This is a genomic window from Streptomyces melanosporofaciens (genome assembly GCF_900105695.1).
GTDB classification, from domain to species: domain Bacteria; phylum Actinomycetota; class Actinomycetes; order Streptomycetales; family Streptomycetaceae; genus Streptomyces; species Streptomyces antimycoticus.
Genome location: NZ_FNST01000002.1, coordinates 10,032,723 through 10,053,013 on the forward strand (window position 1 = coordinate 10,032,723; position 20,291 = coordinate 10,053,013).

The window sequence follows — 20,291 nt, forward strand, 5'->3', positions numbered from 1 at the left end:
AACACTGTAGGAGTGAGGGAACGGTGGCGGCAACGGGGTAGGCTGCGGGCTCGTGAGCGCGAAGCCGAACGGGACCAAGGGAACGAGCGGGACCAAGGGAAAGAAGGCGCTGGACAACGCGCCGGGAGCGGTATGGTTCCGCGCCGAGAAGACGTCCCGCCCCCGTCCTCAGCTGTCACATGAGCGGATCATCGCCACCGCCGTCGAGCTGCTGGATCGCGACGGCGTTCGAAAGCTCAGCATGCGCCGGCTCGCCGAGTGGCTCGGCGCCCACGCGACCAGCCTCTACTGGCATGTGGCCACCAAGGACGACGTCCTCGACCTGGCCCTCGACGCCGTCTTCGCCGAACTCGACCTCCCCGAGGAGCACAGCGCCTCATGGCAGGAGGACATCGAGGCGTTCATGACCGGCCTGCGCTCCGCTCTCCTGCACCACCCGTGGGCAGCGGCCCTGGCCAACTCGCGCCCCCTCATGGGGCCCAACGCCCTGCGCTCCTCGGAGTTCGCCTACACCGCGCTCACCACGGGCGGCTTCGAAGGGGTTTACCTGTCGTCCGCCGCGGCCACCATCACCCACTATGTGATCGGCTCCGCCTCCTCCGAAGCGGTGTGGAAGCAGCGCTCCGACGAGGTGGCGACCCGCTCGGCCGTGGACGCCCACATCCGCGCACACATCGACGACTACCCCACCCTCGCCGGTCACTTCCCCCTCCTCGAGGAGGACGACTGGGAATCCCACTTCCACCGTGGCATGCGCCTGCTGCTGGCCGGTCTCACGTCCCCCGACGCTCACGCGTGAGCGGTTCGGCGCCGCAGGACACCGCCCACGCCGACGAGCCAACCCATCACCCACGCCGACGAGCCAACGAAAGGAGCGGTCGTGACCGCCCCGGCCCCGACGCTGATCGAGGCGGCCCGGCGCCTCGCCGACGAGGTGCTGGCGCCCGGTGCCGAGTCCGCCGACCGTCAGGGTGTCTCCGCGGCCACGATCGCCGAGGTCAAGAGGTCCGGGGTGCTCGGGGTGGGCGGCCCGGTGGCGTACGGCGGGGCGCAGGCGCCGGACGCGGTCGCCCGTGAGATCGCCGAAATCCTCGCCGGCGCCTGCTGTTCCACCTACTTCGTGCAGGCCCAGCACCACAGCCCGGTCAAAATGCTCTCCGCCGCCGACTCCCCGGCGCGCGAGCGGCTGCTGCGGCCGCTGTGCGATGGCACGCTGCTGTCCGGTATCGCCTTCTCCCATCTGCGGCCTATCCACGCAAGCCGGTGCGGGTCACCCGGGTCCCGGGCGGCAGGCGGTTCGACGGCCGGGTGCCGTGGTACACCGGCTGGGGCCTGAACGACGTGATGCTCCTCGCCGGGGTCACCGACGACGGCGAGGCGCTGTTCGCCTTCGCGGACGCCCGTGAGCAGCCCGGTCTGCGCCCCACACCGCAGCTCCAGCTGGCCGCGCTGACCGGTACCCGCACCGTCGGCCTGGAGTTGGACGGCCTGGTGGTGCCGGAGGAGGCCGTGGTCTGGAGCCGTCCCTACGAGGTGTGGGCGACCGCGGACCGGCCGAAGAACACCAACCCCAACCCGGCCGTGTTCGGCGTGGCCGGGGCGGCCCTGGACCTGCTGGAGGCCGCCGGGGACACGGAGGCGAAGGAGACGGCGCAAGTGCTGGGCGAGCGGCTGCGTGAGGTGCGCCGGGAGGCGTACGCGCTGGTGGACGAGGTTCCGGCGGGGGAGCGCCTGGCGGACCGGCTCGCGGTGAAGACCCGGGCCTATGACGTGCTGCGCGCCGCCACCACCGCGGCGATCGTCGCGGGCGGCGGCCGCGCCTTCGGCCTCGGCAGCCCCGCGCAGCGGCTGGCCCGGGAGGGTCTGTTCCTGGTGGTGCAGGGGCAGACCGCCGACGTCCGCAGTGCCCACCTGCGGGCATTGCGTGGATGACCTGCCGCCGCCGCAGACGCGATCGGTGGCCCGGTCATGTACGGTCCGCGCCCGCCCCGCCTACTCCAAGCCGGACGCCCTGAGGATCCCCCGGGTGGCCGTGTTGTCGAGGTGCCGGCCCAGCAGCCGCAGGATCTCCGTGCCGTGCCGCAACGTACCGCGTTCGAGGGAGCGCCGGGCACCGGTGTCCAGCTCATGCCACAGCAGGGGATCCGCGACCAGAACGTGCAGGTCGAGCGTCACCCGATGGCCGTAGACGTCCCACAGGAGCAGGCGTGTGGCGATCCGGCCGTCCTGCCACACCCCGGCCAGGGCGTCGGTGCGTACCCGGCGGACGCGTACAAAGCCCCGTACGGTCAGCCGGCCGTCGCCCGCCGTCACCCGCGGTGGCCGCAGCACGGTGAACACCACCACCGCGAGCAGGGCCCACAGGTCGGCCCGCCCTACGGTGAGCCCGCCCGAGGCCCAGTCGAGCAGCGTCGTCACCCCGCCGAACGCCGGCGCGAGACACACCGCCCACCGCGCGTCCGCACGCGGACGGCCGCCACGGGGCGTCCGGGCGGGCCCGTCCATCAGCCGTTCCATACGCGCACGCCAAGCGGGGCGCAGGGCGGGTGGAACGCACCCTGTTGCACCCTGACGCTCCTCTTACGCCGCTGTGATGACCTTTAACGGGACTTTGGCGCTCCGCCGGTGCGTCCGCCGGTGCTCCGCCGATGCCTCCGCCGGTCCGGAAGGTGGCCGGACCCGGCGCATCCGGTCCGGCCACCCCGTTTCACGCGGTGAGCTCCTTGCGGATGCGGTTCAGCATGAAGGCGGAGGACTCCCGGGCCCGTTCCTCCCAGGCGAAGACACAGGCGGTGGCCACGCCGTCGAAGTTCAGCTCGCGGAGGGTGCCGAAGAAGGTGTCCCAGTCGACTTCACCCTGGCCGATGTCCAGGTGCTGGTGGATGCGGGCAAGGGTGCCGGGCGGGTTGAGGATGTAGCGCAGCCCGGAGGAGCCCTTGTGGTTGAAGGAGTCCGCGATGTGCACATGCTGGAGCTTGTCGCCCGCGTAGCGCATCATCGCCGCGATGTCCGCCGTCGGCTCGGCACCGGAGAGGTGGAAGGTGTGCGGAGCGCAGTAGAGGTAGTTCACCCAGGGCTTGTTGATGGCGCGGACCAGGTCGACGGCGGGGTGTTCTCCTCGCAGAAGTCGTCCGGGTGGGCTTCGAGATTGAGGGCGATGCCCTCGCGTTCGAAGAGCGGCAGCAGTTCCTCCAACGAGCGCCAGAAGGCGGCCTCGCTCTCGGCGGCGCGCTCGGGGCGGCCGTTGAACTCCGAGTTCATCAGCGGGCATTCGAGGTCCGCGGTGATCTCGATCATCCGCTTCCAGTAGCGGACGGCGGTCTCCCGCTCGGTCTCGTCGGGTGAGGACCACTTGTACAGCGGCAGCACGGAGGAGAGCTGGACACCATGCGTGCGCAGGGCCCGCTTCAGCGCCGCGACGCGCTCGTCGTCCGCCCGGGGGTGGAGGAAGAACGGCATGAAGTCGTCGCGCGGGGACAACTCGATGTGGCTGTAGCCGAGTTCGGCGACCGTGCGTACCATCTCGTCGAGTGGCAGCGCGCGGAGCATGTACGGGTCGAGTGCGATCTTCACGAGGTGGCTCCGTAGAGGACGGGTCGGGGCTTCATGTCGACGGTGATGACCTGGCCGCCCGACTCCAGGGACTGGACGGCGGCGTCGGTGATGACGGTGGCGGCGTATCCGTCCCAGAAGGACGGGCCGGTGGGCTCGGCGCCCGCCGCGACGGAGGCGGCCCACTCGCCGAACTCGGTGTCGAAGGCATCGCCGAACCGGCCCTTCCAGTCCTGCAGGACGGCGGTGCCGTGCCGCCCGGCGGTACGGATGCCGACGGCCGCCGGGTCCGGCAGTCTGAGCAGGCCGTCCTCGCCCACGGTCTCGCACTGGTGACCATGCCCTCGGCGACCGGGGTGAGCCCCAGGCCGTCGGTCATATAGGGCAGCGCGCCATTGATGACGCCGGTGTCGTAGCCGAAGAGGAGACCGCCGAAGGTGGCGACGACCGTGATGGTCCGCAGCCGCCGGGAGACCGCCCGCGGGGCGGGGCCCGTGACGGCGGTGGCTGGTGTGGGGGCCTGTGTCGCGTCGTGCCTGACGTCCATGGCCGCCTCCTGCCGGTTCGAGGGGAGGGGGAACGGTTGACTAGCGCGCTCTACTGGCGCGCTCTAGGCGAGTACGATGGTCCCTGTCCGAATGTCATGTCAATAGCTGGTTGCCGGGGGGTTTCACGACTGCCCGTAGGGTGGGCGGCATCGGAGGGTGGTCACAGGTGGATGGATCGGGCAAGCAGCGGCCCACCATGGCGGACGTCGCGGAGCGGGCGGGCGTGTCCCGGGCACTCGTCTCGATCGTCTTCCGCGATCAGCCGGGAGCGAGCCCGCGCACCCGCGACCGGGTGCTGCGCATCGCCGACGAGATCGGCTACCGGCCCGACAGCGCGGCGCGCCTGCTGGCTCGCGGCCGCAGCCGCACGCTCGGCGTGATGTTCACCGTTCACCAGCCCTTCCACGCCGACCTCGTCGAGGGCATCTATCCCGAGGCCGAGCGGCTCGGCTACGACGTCCTGCTCTCCGCGACCGCTCAGGGACGCGGCGAGGCCAGGGCCGTCGAGGCGCTGCTCGGCCACCGCTGCGAGGCGGTGATCCTGCTCGGCCCCGACGCGCAGCCCGCGGACATCGACGCGCTGGGACACCGCACGGTCACCGTCACCGTCGGCCGCCGGGTCCCCCACGCCCGCGTCGACAGTGTGCACACAGCCGAGGGCAAGGGCGTACGGCAGGCCATGGAGCACCTCGTCGAACTGGGCCACCGCCGGATCGTCCACATCGACGGCGGCCGCGGACCGGGCTCTGCCGAACGCCGCCGCGCCTACCGTGCGGCGATGCGCCGTCATGGCCTGGAGCCGGAACTGCGGGTGATCCCCGGCGACCACACCGAGCAGTCGGGCATCGAGACGGGGCGACTGCTTCTGAGCGAGCGCGACCGCGGCCGGCCCCTGCCGACCGCGGTCCTCGCGGGCAACGACCGCTGCGCGATGGGGCTGTTGATGACCCTGACCCAGGCGGGCGTCGACGTCCCGCGCGATCTGTCCGTCGTGGGCTACGACGACAGCCATCTCTCCCATCTGATGCCGATCGGCCTGACCACGGTCCGCCAGGACGCGGTGCTCATGTCCGAGTACGCGGTGCGGTTCGCGGTGGAGCGGCTGGAGGGCACGGCGCCGGAGCCGCGGGAGGCGGTGCTGGACCCGAAGCTGACGGTACGGGGCACCAGCGGACCGCCCCCTGAGGGCGTCGCCGCGGGAAATCGGTAAACGCCTCAGGTACTGGAGTCGCGGCGGGTCGCTGTGGTGCACGGCGGCCCTGGGCCAAAGGGCTCGTCATCGACGCGTAGTGGCGGGCGGCCCGGGGACGTTCACAGCTTTTCGAAGGGGTCGTGCGCGGCGAGCAGCTTGTCCACCCGCGCCTGGTCGACCCGGCTGACGATCTGCCCGGCCTCCTGCCGGTCCCGGATCACCTTGGCCAGGGTGAAGGCGGACGTCACCAGGTAGAGCACGGAGATGGCCAGGAAGCCGCGCACCCAGGCGTCGGCGCTCAGCTGGAAGATACCGATGGCGGTGGCGGCCATGGCGACGGCGAAGGAGGCGATCGCCTGACCGTAGAACGCGGCCGTGCTCTGCTGCTTGACCGGTGTCTCACTCATGCGGACAAGAATCGGCGGATGCGGCGGCCCCCGCATCCGTCCGGATACTCAGAAGGTACTCAGAAATCGGGCGCCGTCGTCCGCCCGCCTGGGCCGGGCCGCCGGCCTCGCGCCCTTGGTGCTGCTGTTCACCGTGCCGCTCCTTCCGCTGTCGGGTTTGCCAAGCGGAGCGGCGTTCCGTATCGTTACCGGAGCGATGTTCCGCTTGCTTGTGTTGTCGGAGCAGGGACCCGGCGACCACGCCACGCATGGCCACCACGCCTCCGCATCCTTCCGGAAGTTGGCCGGCCGGAAGCTCTTCCGCTTGAATCTCGGCAGCGCGCTCCGGCCGCCGCTGCCGGTGCCGAAAGGACCAACGGCTCCATGTCACACACACCCCCGCCCCGTTTCGGGATCATGACCGCCCCCATGCAGGTCGACTACCACGATGTCCTGCGGGTCTGGCGCGAGGCGGACACGATCCCGGAGATCGAGCACGCATGGCTGTTCGACCACCTCATGCCGATCGGCGGCGACCCGGACGGACCGGCCTACGAAGGCTGGACGCTGCTCACGGCCCTCGCCGCCCACACCCGTCGGCTCCGGCTCGGCCTGCTGGTGACCAGCAACCGGTTCCGGCCGCCCGCGATGCTGGCCAAGATCGCCACGACCGTCGACATCGTCTCCGACGGTCGGCTGGAGTTCGGCATCGGCGTCGGCTCACGGCCCGGCCACCCCCTGGCCCGGCGTGAGTACGCGGCACACGGCCTGCCCTTCCACGACTCCGCGCATGCCGTGGGCAGCCTCGCCGAAGCCTGCACGGTGATCCGGCGGCTATGGACCGAGGAGAAGCCGTTCGACTTCCACGGCGCCTATCACCAGCTCACCGGGGCGTTCGGCAACCCCAAGCCCGTCCAGCGCCCCCACCCTCCGATCGTCATCGGCGGACGCTCGTCCGCGACGCTGCGCGTGGTGGCCGAGCACGCGGACGTGTGGAACATGCCCGGCGGCGAGATCGACGACGCCGTCAACCGCAGCGCACTGCTGGACCGCTACTGCGCCGAGATCGGCCGCGACCCCGCCGCGATCACCCGCTCGATCGTCCTGTCCGTCTCCTACGACCAGCCCGGCGTCACCCGGGCCGCGATCGCGGAGGCGATCGACGCGGGCTTCCGGCACATCATCCTCGGCCTGGCGGCGCCCTATCCCGCCGATGTCGCACGGTGGGTCACCGACGAGCTCATCAGCGCATCGGCCTAGCGGCTCTCAACCGGCATCCGTCCGAACCCGGGTGAGCGCGGCGACCGCCTCCCGCGGATCGTCCGCGTGGAACCGGAGCGTACGGGCGAAGCCCTCCGCGCCCAGCGGTCGCACGAACTTCACCGGTTCCGTCAGCTCCACCGTCACCGTGGTCTGGCTGCCCACCGCGAGGTCGAGCACCCCGTCCGCACTCACCCGCACCAGCCGCCCGTCGGGATAGCGCCGGTCGACCCGGGCGGTGGCGATGGCGGCGGCCGGGACCCGCAGGTCGAACAGCGCGCCGTACCGTACGCGCAGCGAGCCATCGGACCCCACGACATGCGGCCGGACCACGCAGGCCGCGTGCAGGGCGAGGATCAGCACCACCCCGTACACATCGATGACGAGCAGGACCGCGTGCACGGCCGGCCATGGGATCACCATCGCCAGCGCGACCGTCTCGACGACCGAGACGAACACCATCCCGTACATCATGGCCGTCTGGGGTCCGGTGTAGGCGGCGGCCAGTGCCCCCTCGGGGATCTGATGGCGGCGGCGCAGCACCCACAGGGCGAGGCTGTGCAGGGACCGGATCTCGTGTGCGAGGAGCCGGTACACGACCACCGGGAGCAGGCTGCGCAGCGCGCCCCTCAGCCACGCCACCGCCCGTGCGATCGGAGCACTCATGACGCCCTCCTGTCGCGCAGCTGGGCGGTCAGCTTCTCCATCACCCGGCGCACCACCGCGGCCTGGGCGGGTGAGTAGTCGGCGAGAAGCGCCTGCTCGAAGCCGGTCGCCGTGGGGCCGCCGTCGGGGATGGCCCCCAGGAGCCCGTCCGGTACGGCGGCGACGAGGTCGTCGGCCAGCGCCGCGATCCGCGGATCGTCCTCGTCGGCCGCGTCCAGCTCGTCCAGCCGCTCGTACAGGGGGAGTATGGCGGGGTCCTCGGCCAGCGGCCGCAGCGCCGCGTACACCGCGTCCCCGCCGACGATCCCGTCCATCAGGATCAGGTGCTCGCGGTCCTTGGCGGCGGCCGGCGAGGCGGTGGCGGGCGCGACCTTCAGGAGCTCCATGAGCGCGGGGGACAGTGGCGCGTCCGGCGTGAGCGGGTCCTCCAGAAGAGCTTTGAGGACCCTGCGGCGCTGCTGGATCTCGTGTTCCTGGCGCGCCAGGTCGGCGTCCAACTCGCCCAGCACTTCGGTGAGTTCGCGCCCGGCGTCGTCCGCGAGGACGTCCCGCACCTCGTCCAGGGCGAGCCCGAGCTCGGTCAGCCGCCGGATCCGGGCCAGCAGGATGGCGTCCCTGAGGCTGTAGACACGGTAACCATTGGCCCGCCGCTGGGGCTCGGGCAGCAGGCCGATGTGGTGGTAATGCCGCACGGTCCGGGAGGTGACTCCGACCAGCGCGGCGATCTCTCCGATGCGCATGGTGCCAGTAGAAACCCTGCCGCTACGACAAGGTCAAGCGCGGGGCGTGGCCGGCCCGGGCTCCGCCGGGCGGGCCCTCGACGGCGCCGATGTCGGGGCGGCCGCGGTAGAGCGGGGCGCCCCGGTAGTCACGGCCGCCGTTGTCCGGGACGACGGTGCCGTTGCCGATCAGCGGTGAGCCCGGCCGGGGAGCGAAGCCCAGCGCGGTGCGCAGCCGCGGGCCGCTGTCGGCGGTGCCGTACGGCCCGGACACCGCAGGGTTCACCAACAGGGGGTCGCCCGTGCGCGCGGTGGTGTCGGTGGCGGGCACGGGCAGTGGGGCACCGCCGTAGACGTTGTTGGCGTAGCGGATGGTCGGGCTGGTGGTCAGGCTCGCGTCGGCGACCGCCGAGGAGAAGGCGTCGTCGTGCAGGTCGTAGCGCGCGTTCAGGGAGGAGCCGTAGCCGTCGACGAGGAAGTGGCCCAGCCGCCGCGCGTTGTCCGCCGAGATATGGATACCGCGCAGATCCCGCAGATTCTCGCCCGGAGTCCCGGTCGCGGGGGTCTGGCTGCTCAGGTGGCCCCCTTGGCCGCGGGGGCGGTCGGTGCGGCCCGCGTGGCCGGCGCTGCTTGTGCGGCTTGTGTCGCTTGTGCTGCGGCGGGGTGCGCGACCAGCGTGGCCGCGCCGAGGGCGGCGGCCGTGAGAAGGCCGGCCGAGGGGTCGCCGGCCGAGTCTGACGGATCGTCGTCCAGGTGTCATTCGTCGAATGGAAAGCGCTGTCGCATCCGGTGTCAAGAGTCTGGATGCGCATGCCCCAGGATCACGCAGGACAAGGGGGAAATCGCTTTCTTGGAGGCGTCCCATGGGCGCGCTCACGCGGTGGGATGGGGTGGGCCGCGGCTCTCGTCCGGCGGTCCGGCGGCGACCCGTGTAGGGGGCAACGGCACGGTAGCGTAAGGAGGTCGAAATACGGTCAGGTGTGGTGAGACCGCACATCCGGGGAAACAGTGAGGTAGCCCAATGCGGCACGAGATCAGCCCCGAGCCCATACTTCAGGTCGGGCTCGGCTTCATGGCGTCGAAGGCACTGCTCACCGCGGTGGAACTGGATCTGTTTTCCCAGCTCGCTGAGGCCCCCCGCACGGGCGGTGACCTGGCCGAGGCGCTGGGGCTGCATCCGCGTGGCGCCGCCGACTTCCTCGACGCGCTGGTCGCCCTCCGAATCCTGGAGCGTTCCGGGGGCGTGTACCGCAACAGCCCGTCCGCCGACACCTTTCTCGACCGTAAGAAGGCCACCTATGTTGGCGGCATCCTGGAGATGGCCAACAGCCGGCTCTATCCCTTCTGGGGGTCGCTCACCGAGGCGCTGAGAACCGGCGAACCGCAGAACGAGCACAAGCACGGCGGCGACGTATTCGACGCCATCTACCGGGACCAGGAGGGCCTCGAGGGATTCCTGCACGGAATGACCGGGCTCAGCATGGGCAAGGCGCTGGTGATAGCCGAGCGGTTCCCCTGGGCCGACTACCGGACGGTGCTGGACGTCGGGGGTGCGGTGGGCTGCCTTCCGGTGGCGGTGGCCCAGCGTCACCCGCACATGAGCGGCGGTGTCTTCGAGCTGCCCCGCGTGCGGCCCGTCTTCGAGAAGTACGTGGCGTCCTTCGGACTGGAGGACCGGCTCACCTTCCACGCGGGCGACTTCTTCACCGACGACCTGCCCGGGACCGATGTCATCGTGCTGGGCCAGATCCTGCACGGCTGGGGCCTGGAGGAGAAGCGGCTGCTGCTGAAGAAGGCGTACGACGCACTGCCTGACGGGGGAGCGGTCCTCGTCTACGACGCCATCCTCGACGACGACCGCAAGGAGAACACCTTCGGTCTGCTGGCGAGCCTGAACATGCTCATCGAGACCCGGTCCGGCTTCGAGTACACGGCCGCCGACGGCCGCGCCTGGATGACGGAGGCGGGATTCCGCAGCAGTCGGATCGAACCGCTGACGGACGGCTACTCCATGCTGGTGGGCATCAAATAGCGATCACATGGCCGTCCGGCCCGTAGCCACCACGCATCACGCCCGGCCCGGCGCCGGAACCACCCGGCGCCGGGCAAATCGCTTCCTCGCGCCGAGCCGCTAGAAGCGGTAGCGCAGGATCCGGCCCACATCCCGGAAGCCGGGCAGATGGGCCATCACCCGCATGCTCATCCGGCCGGAGGTGGGCATCTTCTCCACCCCCGGCATGTCCACGCTGCGCACCGCGTCCAGGCAGGTCAGCCCCGGATGCCAGGTCTCGACCTCATGGGGGTCGTCCAGACCCCAGTGGAGTGTGGCGCCCGCGTTGCGCACCGCGGGGACCATCTTCTGGAGCCGGATGCCCAGCGGTCCGTAGACGTCGAAGAGCAGCTGGCCGCTGGGGAACCGCTCGGTGATCCGCTGGATCAGCCGCTTGCCGTCCTCCTTGCGCAGATACATCGTCAGCCCCTCGGCGACGACCACGGTGGGCCGGTCGTCGGGGACCTCGCGCAGCCATGCCTCATCGGTCACCGAGGCGCCGACCATCTCGTAGTTCCCCGACGGCTCGGGAAGCAGCCTGCGGCGCAGATCGATCACCTCGGGGTAGTCGATGTCGAGCCAGCGCACCGACGAGGGCGGGTCGAGGCGCTGCACCCGGGTGTCGAGACCGCAGGCGAGATGGAGCACGGTCGCCTTCTGATGCTCGGCCAGGAACTCCATGGCCCAGTCGTCGAGCTGTTTCGCCCGCAGGGCGATGCCGACCGCCGTCGTGTCCGTCATCCCCGTTTTGCTGAAGTCGTAGGCCACACGCTCCACCGCCTCGCGGGCCGCGTGGTCGTGCAGGACGGAGTCCGGTGAACGGCTGTCGACCGCCCTGCCGTACAGCGTGGCGAGCAAGGTCTCCTGAGCGCCGCTGAGAGTGATCTTTTCGCGATCCATGGTTCCTCGTCGATGTGGGGGTACCGGACGGAACATTCCGCATGGTTGCGCACGGAACGGACAGAACCCGTGTCCGTACGGTCCCACGTTCCCCGGGGTGAAAGCGACCGGCCCCTGGGCCATTCGAGTTCATCCGGCCAACATCATGGGGGTCGGGTGTCAGCCACCCTCGCCGTCGCCCCGCGGCAGCCACAGATCGGGCCCGAAGACCTCGTAGTGGATCGCGGAGGGGTGCACACCGCGCTCCAGCAGCTGGGTGCGCACCGACCGCATGAAGGGCAGCGGCCCGCACAGATACGCCTGGACGCCGTCCGGGATCCCGATCCCGGACAGGTCGACATGGCCGGTGCGCTCGGTCGGCCAGTCGCCCTCGGGCCGCTCGTACCAGACGTGGGCGGTGCCCTGTGCCAGCTTGGTGACCAGCCGCTCCTGGTCGGCGCGCAGGGCGTGGTCGGCGGGGGAGCGGTCGGCGTGGACGGCGATGACCGGAGCCTGATGGCCTCTGGCCGCCAGCTCCTCCAGCATGGCCACGATCGGGGTGCAGCCGATGCCCGCGGAGGCGAGCAGCAGTGGCGCGTCCGTGGCGTCGAGCACGATGTCGCCGTAGGGCGCGGAGACGGTGAGCGCACCGCCCTCGTGGACGTGGTCGTGCAGATGGCCGGAGACCTCACCGGCCGGGTCCTCGCCGGCGTCCACGCGCTTGACCGAGAAGGTGCGCACCGTGGCGTCGGGGGCGTTGGTCAGGCTGTACTGGCGGATCTGCCGCGCCCCGTCGGCCAGTTCCACCTGCACCGAGACGTACTGGCCCGCTCGGAACGCCGGGGCGGGACGGCCGTCCGCCGGCCGTATCCGGAAGGTGACCACATCCGCCGTCTCCCGGGTCCGCTCGATCACCTTCCACTGCCGCCAGGTCCCCCCGGCCAGCACACCCTGCTCCGCGTACAGCCGCCGCTCGGTCTCGATGAGGGAGTTGGCCATCAGCCAGTAGACCTCGTCCCAGGCGGCGATCACCTCCTCGGTGGCGGCGTCGCCGAGCACCTCGGCGATGGCGGCGGACAGCTGACGGTGCACCACCGGATACTGTGCGGCGCTCACCCCGAGCGAGGCGTGCTTGTGGGCGATCCGGCTCAGCAGGGCATCGGGGCGGACGCCGGGCCGCTCCACGAGGGCGGTGGCGAACGCGGCGATCGCGCCCGCGAGAGCCTGCCGTTGCGTGCCCGCGGCCTGGTGGGCCCGGTTGAACAGATTGCGCAGCAGTTCGGGGTGGGCCGCGAAGAGCTTCCGGTAGAACAGGTCGGCGATGGTGCCGATGGCCTCACCAACGGCGGGAAGCGTGGCGCGGACGGTCTCGGCGGACTTCTGGGAGAGCATGAGCGGGCCTAACTGGTATCTCAGATTCGTATTCAGCGGCATGGGTAGAGCAGGCATGGCGACCTCCGTGGCATCACGGCTCAGGGGGACGGGGCCCGCGGTGCGCACCCCGGACGGGGCGGCCTCATGGGGACAGGCCGGGTGCGCGCCCGATCAGCCCCAGCAGCACCGGGCCGGTCGGGGACGCCACCAGATCGTCCACCGTCAGGGGATCGAGCGAGGTGAGGAACGCCTCTTGTGCCCGGCGCAGTGCCATGCGCAGCCGGCACCCCTGCCGCAGTGGACACGGCACATCCCCCTCGCAGTCGACGACATCGCCGACCCCTTCGAACTCCCGGACCAGCTGGCCGACCGAGGCGGTGCGCCCGGTCGTGGTGAGCGCCAGCCCACCGCCCCGGCCGCGCCGTGTCTCGATCATGCCCAGGTGCTGCAGCCGGGCCGCCACCTTGGCCAGGTGGCTGTAGGGCACCTGCATCTCCCCGGCGACCTGCCGGGCGGTGCAGGGCTCGGCTCCGGTGACCGCCAGCCGCATGATCGTGCGGAGTGCCAGGTCCGTTGACTTCGTCAGCCGCATGGCGCCACACTAGCTTAATGCGAATCTCAGATGCCATTTAGGTGGGTGTGTTCCGGTCACCTGTGCGTGGAGTGTTGCGGCCCCGCGCCGGTCAGGCCTCGTCGGGCGGCCGGCGGCGCAGGGCCCGCGTCACTGACCAGGCGACGGACACCATGGGCACCGCCACGACCGCCCCGATCACCCCCGCGACGATGCTTCCGGCGATGACCGAAATCGCCACCACCACCGGATGGAGCCGTACCGCCCAGCTCATCACCAGTGGATGCAGTACATGGCCCTCGAACTGACCGACCGCCACGATCAGCAGCAGCACCACTGCCGCGATGGCCGGACCCCGCCCGGCCAGAGCGACCACCGTCGCCACCGCCAGCGCGATGGGCGAGCCGATCAGCGGAACGAACGTCGCGAAGAACACCAGCAGCGTCAGCGGCAGGGCCAGCGGCACCCGCAGCAGGGACAGGGCGATGCCGACCAGGGCCGCGTTGGAGGCCGCCACGACGATGATGCCCCGGGTGTATCCGGCGAAAGTGGTCCACGCCGCCCGCGCCGCCCGGTCCCACGGAGACCGGGCGCGCTCGGGGAGCTGGCCCCGGAACCACCGCCACATCCGGTCCCCGGAATGAATGAAGAAGACCGAACAGAACAGGGCCAGGAACAGTGCCGTGCCCGCCTCCACGACCCGCCCCGCGCTGCTGAGCGCTCTGCTGAGCAGCGTCGCGCGATGCCGCAAGACAAATGCGGTGACCTTGTCGTGGGCCCCCGACAGCACGCCGCGCCGGACGTGGAACGGCGGCCCCTCCAGCCACCGCTCGATCCGGCCGATCCCGCCGCGCAGCTCACCCACGAGCCGGCCCGCCTCCCCGGCCGCCGCGTTTCCCACCAGCGCCAGCAGCCCCATCACCACGAACAGCGTGCCGAACACCGCCAGCGCCACCGCCAGCGGCCTCGGAAGCACCCGCGCCAGCAGATCGGCCAGCGGCCGCAGCAAGGCGGTGGCCACCAGCGCGAGAAACACCGCGACCGCGACGAGCTCGAACTGCCCCAGCACCGAGAACGCCAGATAGACGGCCACCCCGATGACCATCAGACGCCATGCGTAGGCGGTGGCCAGACGCAGCCCGGGATGGACCCGCCCGCCCTCGTCCCCCGCCCGGCGCACCGCCGCCGCCAGAGCCGCGGAGCCGGAGTGGCGGGCCCGTGCCACCGCCCGCGAGGCACGCCCCGCGGAGCCACCGGTCACACCACGCCGAGCGCGTCTGCCCCGCCCTTTCGGTCGCTCGGGCGGGGGAGGAGCGTCGCTGCTCACGTCGGCGCCACCGCCTTCCGCGTCCCGGTCCCGCACGGCGGAAGAGGAGGGTTATTCATCCCCATACGTCCAGATTCAATCAGGGTGGCTGTCCGGGCGCCGGAACACCTCTCCCCGGCGCGGCGGCCCCACCCGCCCCCTGCCGCTCCGCACCGGTGCCTGCATAAGATCGCCCTGGTCACCCTTCGGCAAGGAGTCGCTCGTGGCATACGACATCAGCGCCATCCGCGCACAGTTCCCCGCACTGAAGGCCGGATCGGCCCACTTCGACGGCCCCGGGGGCACCCAGACCCCGCTCCCCGTCATCGAGGCCATCTCCGACGCGCTGGCCAACCCGCTGGCCAACCGAGGCCGGCTCACCGCGGGGGAGCGCAACTCCGAGGCCCTCGTCCAGTCGGCCCGGCAGGCCATGGCCGATCTGCTCGGCGCCGACCGGGCCGGGGTCGTGTTCGGGCGCAGCGCCACCGCGCTCACCTACGACTTCTCCCGTACCCTCGCCAAGACCTGGTCACCGGGGGACGAGGTCGTGGTGTCCCGGCTGGACCACGACTCCAATATCCGCCCCTGGATCCAGGCCGCCGAAGCCGCCGGCGCCACCGTCCGCTGGGCCGACTTCGACCCCGCGACCGGCGAACTGACCCCGGACGACATCAGCGCCCAGCTCGGTGACCGCACCCGGCTGGTCGCGGTCACCGCCGCCTCCAATCTGATCGGTACCCGCCCGGCCATCCCGGAGATCTCCCGGCGGGTGCACGAGGCAGGGGCGCTGCTCTACGTCGACGGCGTGCACTACACCGCCCACGCCCATGTCGACATCCAGCAGCTCGGAGCGGACTTCTTCTGCTGCTCCCCCTATAAGTTCTTCGGCCCCCACCTCGGCGTTCTGGCGAGCCGGCCCGAGCTGCTGGAGACCCTGACCCCGGACAAGCTGCTCCCCTCGACGAACGCCGTCCCCGAGCGCTTCGAATTCGGCACCCTGCCCTATGAATTCCTCGCCGGCACCCGCGCCGCCGTCGACTTCCTGGCCACCCTGGCCCCCGGCGCCGAAGGCAGCCGAAGGGAGCGGCTGGCGTCGTCGTTCACGGCCCTCGAACAGTACGAGGCCACGCTTCGCCGGCGCATCGACGAGGGCCTGGCCGCCCTCGACCCGATCACCATCCACTCCCGGGCGGCGGACCGCACCCCGACCGTGCTGCTGACCATCGACGGCCGCGAGACCACCGACGCCTACCGCCACCTCGCGAGCCGCGGCGTCGACGCCCCCTCGGGCTCCTTCTACGCCGTGGAGGCATCCCGCAGGCTGGGCCTGGGCGACACCGGCGGCCTGCGCATCGGCCTGGCCCCCTACAACGACGCCGAGGACGTGGACCGCTTGCTGGAGGCGCTCGCGGACTTCCTGCGCACGCCGGGCCCGCGCGACTGAGTCACCCGACGATCAGCGGCCGGTCGACGGATCGTGGCTATGGGCGCGCCGCGATCAGGGCAAGGGTCCTGCCGCGGGTGGTGGTGTTCGCCTGGATGTTCCCGTGGGGGCGGTATTGGGGCCGGGGTGGTGCGACGGGCAGGCTCGTGGGTGCTGTGCCTGCGTCGTTTGGGGAGGGGTCTCCTGTGGCCGGTGTGTTACCGCGTGGCGATCGGCTGCCGTCGTTGACGGGTCTTCGCTTTCTGCTGGCCGGGGTGGTGCTGGCGGGCCATGTGCTGACGCTGGGCAGATTCTTCGAGGACCAGGGGGTCTATGAGGCCGCCGATGCCTCGTCCATGGCGAGCGCGGCGGCGGTCTCCTCCTTCTTCCTCCTCAGTGGTTTCGTGCTGGCTTGGAACGCCTCTCCGGCCGACACCGCCCTCCGGTTCTGGCGCCGCCGACTGGTGAAGATCTTCCCCAACCACGTGGTGACCTGGACCCTGATGCTGGGGCTGCTCATGGTGACGGGCACCGCCGCCTTGCTTCCGGTGCCGGATCCGGGGTTGGGGGAGGCGGTCCGGAATCTGCTGCTGGTGCACGCCTGGGTGCCGGACATGGCCGATTTCAGCAGTGTCAATCCGGTCACCTGGTCCATCTCGTGCGAGGCGTTCTTCTACCTCCTTTTCGCCCTGCTGATCCGGCCGGTGCATGCGCTCCCGGCACGGCTGCTCTGGCCGGTGATCGCCCTGGTGGCGGGGCTGGTGGTGACGATGCCGCTGGTGGCGATGGCCGTCACCGACGAGGCGGCGCCGGGGAGTTGGTCGCCGCTCTCGACGGAGCGGTGGTGGCTGATCTACTTCTTCCCGCCGGTACGGCTGCTGGAGTTCATACTCGGAGTGGTGCTCGCCCGGGCGGTCCAGCTCGGCCGCTGGCCGACGCTGCGGCTGCGCTGGCCGCTGCTCGCCCTGGCGGGAGTCTTCGCGGCGCGGCCGCAGTTGCCGGAGGAGTACGTATGGGGAGCGGCCACCTGTCTGCCGGTGGCCGCCCTGATCCCGGTCATCGCCACCCGCGATATCGAGGGACGCGGGAGCTGGCTGGGCCGCCGGGGTCTGGTGGTGCTGGGCGAGGCGTCGTTCGCGCTGTACATGGTCCACTTCCCGGTGCTGTACGCGATCCGGGTGCAACTGGACCAGCGGACCTTCGACACGGTGATCGCCACGGCGCTGTCCCTCGTGGTGTCGGCGCTGTGTGTGGCGGTGTCGCTGTTGCTGTGGCGCGGTGTCGAGATGCCGATGATGCGCCATTTCGCCCGCCCTCGCGCCGGTTCCGCGCCGACCGCGCACCCCGTACCCGACGGCCAGACCGCGCCCATGCCCCAGGAGGACCCCACTCCATGACCGGTGGGCCCGGTGCGTACGCGCGCGCGGGTGCACGGAACCGTTCAACATGGAGACGTACGGAACCGCTCAACCTGGAGACAGGCGCACGCGGTCGCTTTCGCCGCCGGAGAGGAACGACGCCACTTCCCGTCCCTCCTCGGCGACGGCGGTGCGGTCGGCTTGGGACAGGCGGCCCAGCGGGGTGACGACCACGGTGCCGGTGTCGACGCTCCAGGTCGCGGCCACTCGGCCGTCCACCAGCACCACGCGCTCCCCGGCGACCGAAAGGCCCCGGTGGGCTTCGTCGATGATCCGGCCGCGGTCGTGATACCCGAGGATCGCGTTGTCGAACGCGGGCAAGAACCGCACCGGCGCGGGCGTGTCGGGGTCCGGACGTGGCGCGCCGGGGAGGTCCAACAGCTCGCGGCCGCGTTCATCGCGGAAGCTGACCAGTTCCTCGCGTATCGCGGACACCGCGGCCGGGAGTCCGGCGAGGCCGCACCAGGCGCGCAGATCGGCTGAGGCCGCGGGGCCGAAGGCGGCCAGATAGCGCCGTACCAGCGCCTGGCCGACCGGGTCGGCGCCATCGCAGGAGGGCGGGTCCGGCTGTCGCCCCAGCCAGGAGGAGAGCAGGACGTTGCGCACTCCCGCCTTGGTGCGCCACAGCCCGCGGGGCGGTGTCTGCGCCACCGGGACAAGGGCGGCGATCAGCATTTCGCCCAGTGCCCGCGGTGGCGGGGCGGGCCGGCGCGGGGCGAGCGCCCCGACCAGCTCGGCCATCGAGCGGGGCTCGCCGTCGGCCATCACCGCCCGGCCCGCGGCGGCCAGTTCGTCGAGGTCTATCCCCTCGAGCTCACGGCGGTAGGTCCCGAGCACCCGCTGGCGCAGCATGGTCTCGTGGCGGGCCCGCCAGGCCAGGGTGTCATCGGCGGTGAGCAGGTGGACGGTGCGACGCATGAGGTGGGTCCGCACCAGGCCGCGCCCGCTCAGCAGGTCCGAGAGGACCGCCGGGTCGAACGCGCGCAGCCGCGACCAGAGTCCGATGAACGGCTCCTGCGGCTCCTGCGCCTGCATGCCGCACAGGTGCGCGACGGCGTCGAGGACCGGTATGTCGGCGCGGTCGAGCAGCAACTGGCGGGCGAGCGTCGCGCGGCCCAGGGCCCGGTTGCCGAGAACGGTCATCGTGTCACCGCGGCGCGCTCGTCGGCCGGTCGCCGCCGCAGTGCCGCGCGTTCGACGGCCGGCGGGGTGTAGGACACATCGAGCGGGCCGATGTCGGTTCCGGGCGCCACGATCTCGTCGATCCGGTCGAGGACGTCGTCGTCGAGGGTGACCGCGGCCCCGGCCAGGAGATCCTCCAGTTGCTCCATGGTGCGCGGCCCGATGATGGCCGAGGTGACGCCGGGGTGGGTGATGGCGAAGGCCATCGCCAGGTGGGTCAGTGACAGACCGGCCTCCTCGGCCAGTGGGATGAGCCGTTCGACGGCGTCGAGTTTGCGCTCGTCGGTCAGATGCCGGGGCACCCAGTTCATCCGCGCGTTCCGCACCGGGGGCCCGCCCTTGCGGTAGCGGCCGGTGAGCAGGCCCATCGCCAGCGGGCTCCACACCAGCGTGCCCATGCCGTACCGCTGGCAGACGGGCAGGATCTCGCGCTCGATGCCGCGGTTGAGGAGGGAGTACGTGGGCTGCTCGGTGCGGAAGCGCTGCAGTCCGCGCCGATCGGCGACCCACTGCGCCTCGACGGTCTCCGAGGCCGGGAGGTTGGAGGAGCCGATCGCGCGCACCTTGCCACTGCGCACCAGGTCGGTCAGGGCGGAGAGCGTCTCCTCGATGTCGGTGCGCGGGTCGGGGTGGTGCATCTGGTAGAGGTCGATGTGGTCGGTCCGCAGGCGGCGCAGCGAGTGCTCGACCTCAGTGATGATCCAACGCCGGGAGCTGCCGCCACGGTTGGGGTCCTCACCCATCGCGCCGTTGACCTTGGTGGCCAGCACGATGTCGTCGCGCCGGCCCTTCAGGGCCTTGCCCAGGATTTCCTCGGACATCCCGTGGGGTCCGTACACGTCGGCGGTGTCGACGAAGTTGATGCCCGAGTCCAGCGCCCGATGGATGATCTGGGCACAGTCGTCGGGATCGGGGTTGCCCACTTGGCCGAACATCATCGTGCCCAGGCAGTAGGGGCTGACCTGAATACCGGTCCGCCCCAGCTCACGCGTCTTCACGGTCGCGCCGTTCCCTTCGGTTCCTTGGCTCTTGGGTTTCGGAACCGCGCTGGTGACGGCCGTCACCAGCGCGGTTCCGGGGGAGATCAGGCAGCGGTCAGCTGGACTTCTGCCCGTCGAGCGACTCGCGGATGATGTCCGCGTGCCCGGCGTGCTGGGCGGTCTCGGCGATGACGTGCGTCAGCACCCGGCGCACGCTGTGTGCCGCTCCCGGCTCGTTCCAGGGCGCCTCCGGCAGCGGGTGGGTCGCCGACAGGTCGGGGACGGCGGTGATGATCTCCGCGCTCCGGGCGGCGACCTGCTCATAGCGCTGGAGGATTCCGGCCAGCGTCTCTCCGGGCAGCATCTGGAAGTTGTTCTGGTTGTCGATCGCCCACTGCGGGATCTCACGAGCCGTACCGGCCGCGAGGTCGGCCCAGGTGACACCGTCGGGCAGGTCGTAGCGCAGCGCCGAAGGGCCTTCGAGGACGAAGCGCAGCCATCCTTCCTCGATGGCCGCGACGTGCTTGATCAGCCCGCCCAGGCACAGTGCGCTGGCCGTCGGGCGCTCGCCGGCCTGCTCGTCGCCGAGCCCGCGCACCGTGGTGGTCAGGGCGGATCGTGCGGCGGCGAGCTCGGCGAGCAGATCGGCCCGCTCGCCGTCGAGCGTGGTGGGGGGCGTGGTGGTGGCGGTCACAGTGATGGGGTCCTTCTGTCGTTCCTTGTCTGACAGAGACAACGGTCGCAGGGGTAGAGGACAGGTTGTGGCCGCTTCTCGAGGCAGAATA

The 20,291-nt window shown here is 71.2% G+C and carries 18 protein-coding genes and 4 pseudogenes; 7 read left to right on the forward strand and 15 right to left on the reverse strand.

Translation table 11 applies throughout. From position 1 onward, the window contains the following. Positions 1–52: 52 nt before the first annotated feature. Together BLV72_RS45220 and BLV72_RS45225 are read left to right on the forward strand one after the other, a co-directional pair. Positions 53–799, forward strand: coding sequence for a TetR/AcrR family transcriptional regulator C-terminal domain-containing protein (locus BLV72_RS45220; protein ID WP_208905955.1), 747 nt, complete (start codon positions 53–55; stop codon positions 797–799). A gap of 81 nt (positions 800–880) precedes the next feature. After that, a pseudogene (locus BLV72_RS45225) lies at positions 881–1,932 on the forward strand (acyl-CoA dehydrogenase family protein). Positions 1,933–1,992: 60 nt separating this feature from the next. On the opposite strand, the gene BLV72_RS45230 reads toward BLV72_RS45225, so the two are convergent. The 4 genes and pseudogenes from BLV72_RS45230 to BLV72_RS50860 all read right to left on the reverse strand — a co-directional run. Continuing rightward, entirely contained in the window at positions 1,993–2,517 is a 525-nt protein-coding gene (locus BLV72_RS45230; protein WP_244321340.1) for a hypothetical protein, read from the reverse strand. 190 nt (positions 2,518–2,707) lie between these two features. Next, positions 2,708–3,573: pseudogene (locus tag BLV72_RS45235) on the reverse strand (sugar phosphate isomerase/epimerase family protein). After that, positions 3,570–3,896 (reverse strand): annotated as a pseudogene (locus BLV72_RS45240) (Gfo/Idh/MocA family oxidoreductase); the annotation flags it as partial. The pseudogenes BLV72_RS45240 and BLV72_RS45235, both read right to left, overlap by 4 nt. Then, positions 3,878–4,099: pseudogene (locus tag BLV72_RS50860) on the reverse strand (MFS transporter); the annotation flags it as partial. The pseudogenes BLV72_RS50860 and BLV72_RS45240, both read right to left, overlap by 19 nt. Positions 4,100–4,296: 197 nt before the next feature. On the opposite strand from BLV72_RS50860, the gene BLV72_RS45250 reads away from it, so the two are divergent. Continuing rightward, positions 4,297–5,310: a LacI family DNA-binding transcriptional regulator gene (locus BLV72_RS45250; RefSeq protein WP_093470912.1), complete on the forward strand. Its 1,014-nt coding sequence runs from the start codon at positions 4,297–4,299 to the stop codon at positions 5,308–5,310. 101 nt (positions 5,311–5,411) lie between these two features. Here the strand turns inward: BLV72_RS45250 and BLV72_RS45255 are convergent, their stop codons facing one another. Continuing rightward, entirely contained in the window at positions 5,412–5,699 is a 288-nt protein-coding gene (locus tag BLV72_RS45255; RefSeq protein WP_093469780.1) for a YiaA/YiaB family inner membrane protein, read from the reverse strand. 363 nt (positions 5,700–6,062) lie between these two features. Between BLV72_RS45255 and BLV72_RS45260 the strand changes: the two genes are divergently transcribed. Further along, positions 6,063–6,938, forward strand: a complete 876-nt coding sequence (locus BLV72_RS45260) for an LLM class flavin-dependent oxidoreductase (protein ID WP_093469782.1) — start codon at positions 6,063–6,065, stop codon at positions 6,936–6,938. A gap of 6 nt (positions 6,939–6,944) precedes the next feature. Here the strand turns inward: BLV72_RS45260 and BLV72_RS45265 are convergent, their stop codons facing one another. Genes BLV72_RS45265 through BLV72_RS50865 form a run of 3 tightly spaced genes read right to left on the reverse strand, consistent with a single transcriptional unit; the run spans position 6,945 to position 9,083 of the window. After that, positions 6,945–7,604, reverse strand: a complete 660-nt coding sequence (locus BLV72_RS45265; RefSeq protein WP_093469784.1) for a hypothetical protein — start codon at positions 7,602–7,604, stop codon at positions 6,945–6,947. Beyond that, positions 7,601–8,344, reverse strand: a complete 744-nt coding sequence (locus BLV72_RS45270; protein ID WP_093469786.1) for a MerR family transcriptional regulator — start codon at positions 8,342–8,344, stop codon at positions 7,601–7,603. The genes BLV72_RS45265 and BLV72_RS45270 overlap by 4 nt, the downstream gene beginning before the upstream one ends. Positions 8,345–8,366: 22 nt before the next feature. Next, the gene (locus BLV72_RS50865; RefSeq protein WP_244321341.1) at positions 8,367–9,083 is read right to left on the reverse strand and encodes a hypothetical protein; all 717 of its coding nucleotides are present in this window, start codon (positions 9,081–9,083) and stop codon (positions 8,367–8,369) included. A gap of 261 nt (positions 9,084–9,344) precedes the next feature. Here BLV72_RS50865 and BLV72_RS45280 point away from each other — a divergent pair, with 261 nt between their 5' ends. Then, positions 9,345–10,355, forward strand: a complete 1,011-nt coding sequence (locus BLV72_RS45280) for a methyltransferase (RefSeq protein ID WP_093469788.1) — start codon at positions 9,345–9,347, stop codon at positions 10,353–10,355. 99 nt (positions 10,356–10,454) lie between these two features. On the opposite strand, the gene BLV72_RS45285 is transcribed toward BLV72_RS45280, so the two are convergent. The 4 genes from BLV72_RS45285 to BLV72_RS45300 form a co-directional block, all read right to left on the reverse strand. Further along, positions 10,455–11,273, reverse strand: a complete 819-nt coding sequence (locus BLV72_RS45285; protein ID WP_093469790.1) for a class I SAM-dependent methyltransferase — start codon at positions 11,271–11,273, stop codon at positions 10,455–10,457. Between the two features lie 159 nt (positions 11,274–11,432). Then, the gene (locus BLV72_RS45290; RefSeq protein WP_093469792.1) at positions 11,433–12,644 is read right to left on the reverse strand and encodes a globin domain-containing protein; all 1,212 of its coding nucleotides are present in this window, start codon (positions 12,642–12,644) and stop codon (positions 11,433–11,435) included. A 124-nt stretch (positions 12,645–12,768) separates the two neighbouring features. Next, positions 12,769–13,218: an RrF2 family transcriptional regulator gene (locus tag BLV72_RS45295; protein ID WP_093469794.1), complete on the reverse strand. Its 450-nt coding sequence runs from the start codon at positions 13,216–13,218 to the stop codon at positions 12,769–12,771. Between the two features lie 91 nt (positions 13,219–13,309). Continuing rightward, a complete protein-coding gene (locus BLV72_RS45300) occupies positions 13,310–14,458 on the reverse strand; it encodes an AI-2E family transporter (RefSeq protein WP_093469796.1) in 1,149 nt (382 codons plus the stop codon). Positions 14,459–14,726: 268 nt separating this feature from the next. Here BLV72_RS45300 and BLV72_RS45305 point away from each other — a divergent pair, with 268 nt between their 5' ends. Both BLV72_RS45305 and BLV72_RS45310 read left to right on the forward strand, forming a co-directional pair. Further along, on the forward strand, positions 14,727–15,947 hold the full coding sequence (locus BLV72_RS45305) for a cysteine desulfurase-like protein (RefSeq protein WP_093469798.1): 1,221 nt from the start codon (positions 14,727–14,729) through the stop codon (positions 15,945–15,947). A gap of 224 nt (positions 15,948–16,171) precedes the next feature. Next, positions 16,172–17,323, forward strand: a complete 1,152-nt coding sequence (locus BLV72_RS45310; RefSeq protein WP_167746539.1) for an acyltransferase family protein — start codon at positions 16,172–16,174, stop codon at positions 17,321–17,323. A 69-nt stretch (positions 17,324–17,392) separates the two neighbouring features. On the opposite strand, the gene BLV72_RS45315 is transcribed toward BLV72_RS45310, so the two are convergent. The 3 genes from BLV72_RS45315 to BLV72_RS45325 all read right to left on the reverse strand — a co-directional run bounded on the left by BLV72_RS45315 (position 17,393) and on the right by BLV72_RS45325 (position 20,200). After that, complete coding sequence (locus BLV72_RS45315; RefSeq protein ID WP_093469802.1) at positions 17,393–18,487, reverse strand: winged helix DNA-binding domain-containing protein; 1,095 nt, start codon at positions 18,485–18,487, stop codon at positions 17,393–17,395. Further along, complete coding sequence (locus BLV72_RS45320) at positions 18,484–19,524, reverse strand: aldo/keto reductase (protein WP_093469804.1); 1,041 nt, start codon at positions 19,522–19,524, stop codon at positions 18,484–18,486. The genes BLV72_RS45315 and BLV72_RS45320 overlap by 4 nt, the downstream gene beginning before the upstream one ends. A gap of 97 nt (positions 19,525–19,621) precedes the next feature. Next, complete coding sequence (locus tag BLV72_RS45325; protein WP_093469806.1) at positions 19,622–20,200, reverse strand: DinB family protein; 579 nt, start codon at positions 20,198–20,200, stop codon at positions 19,622–19,624. Between the last annotated feature and the right edge of the window lie 91 nt (positions 20,201–20,291).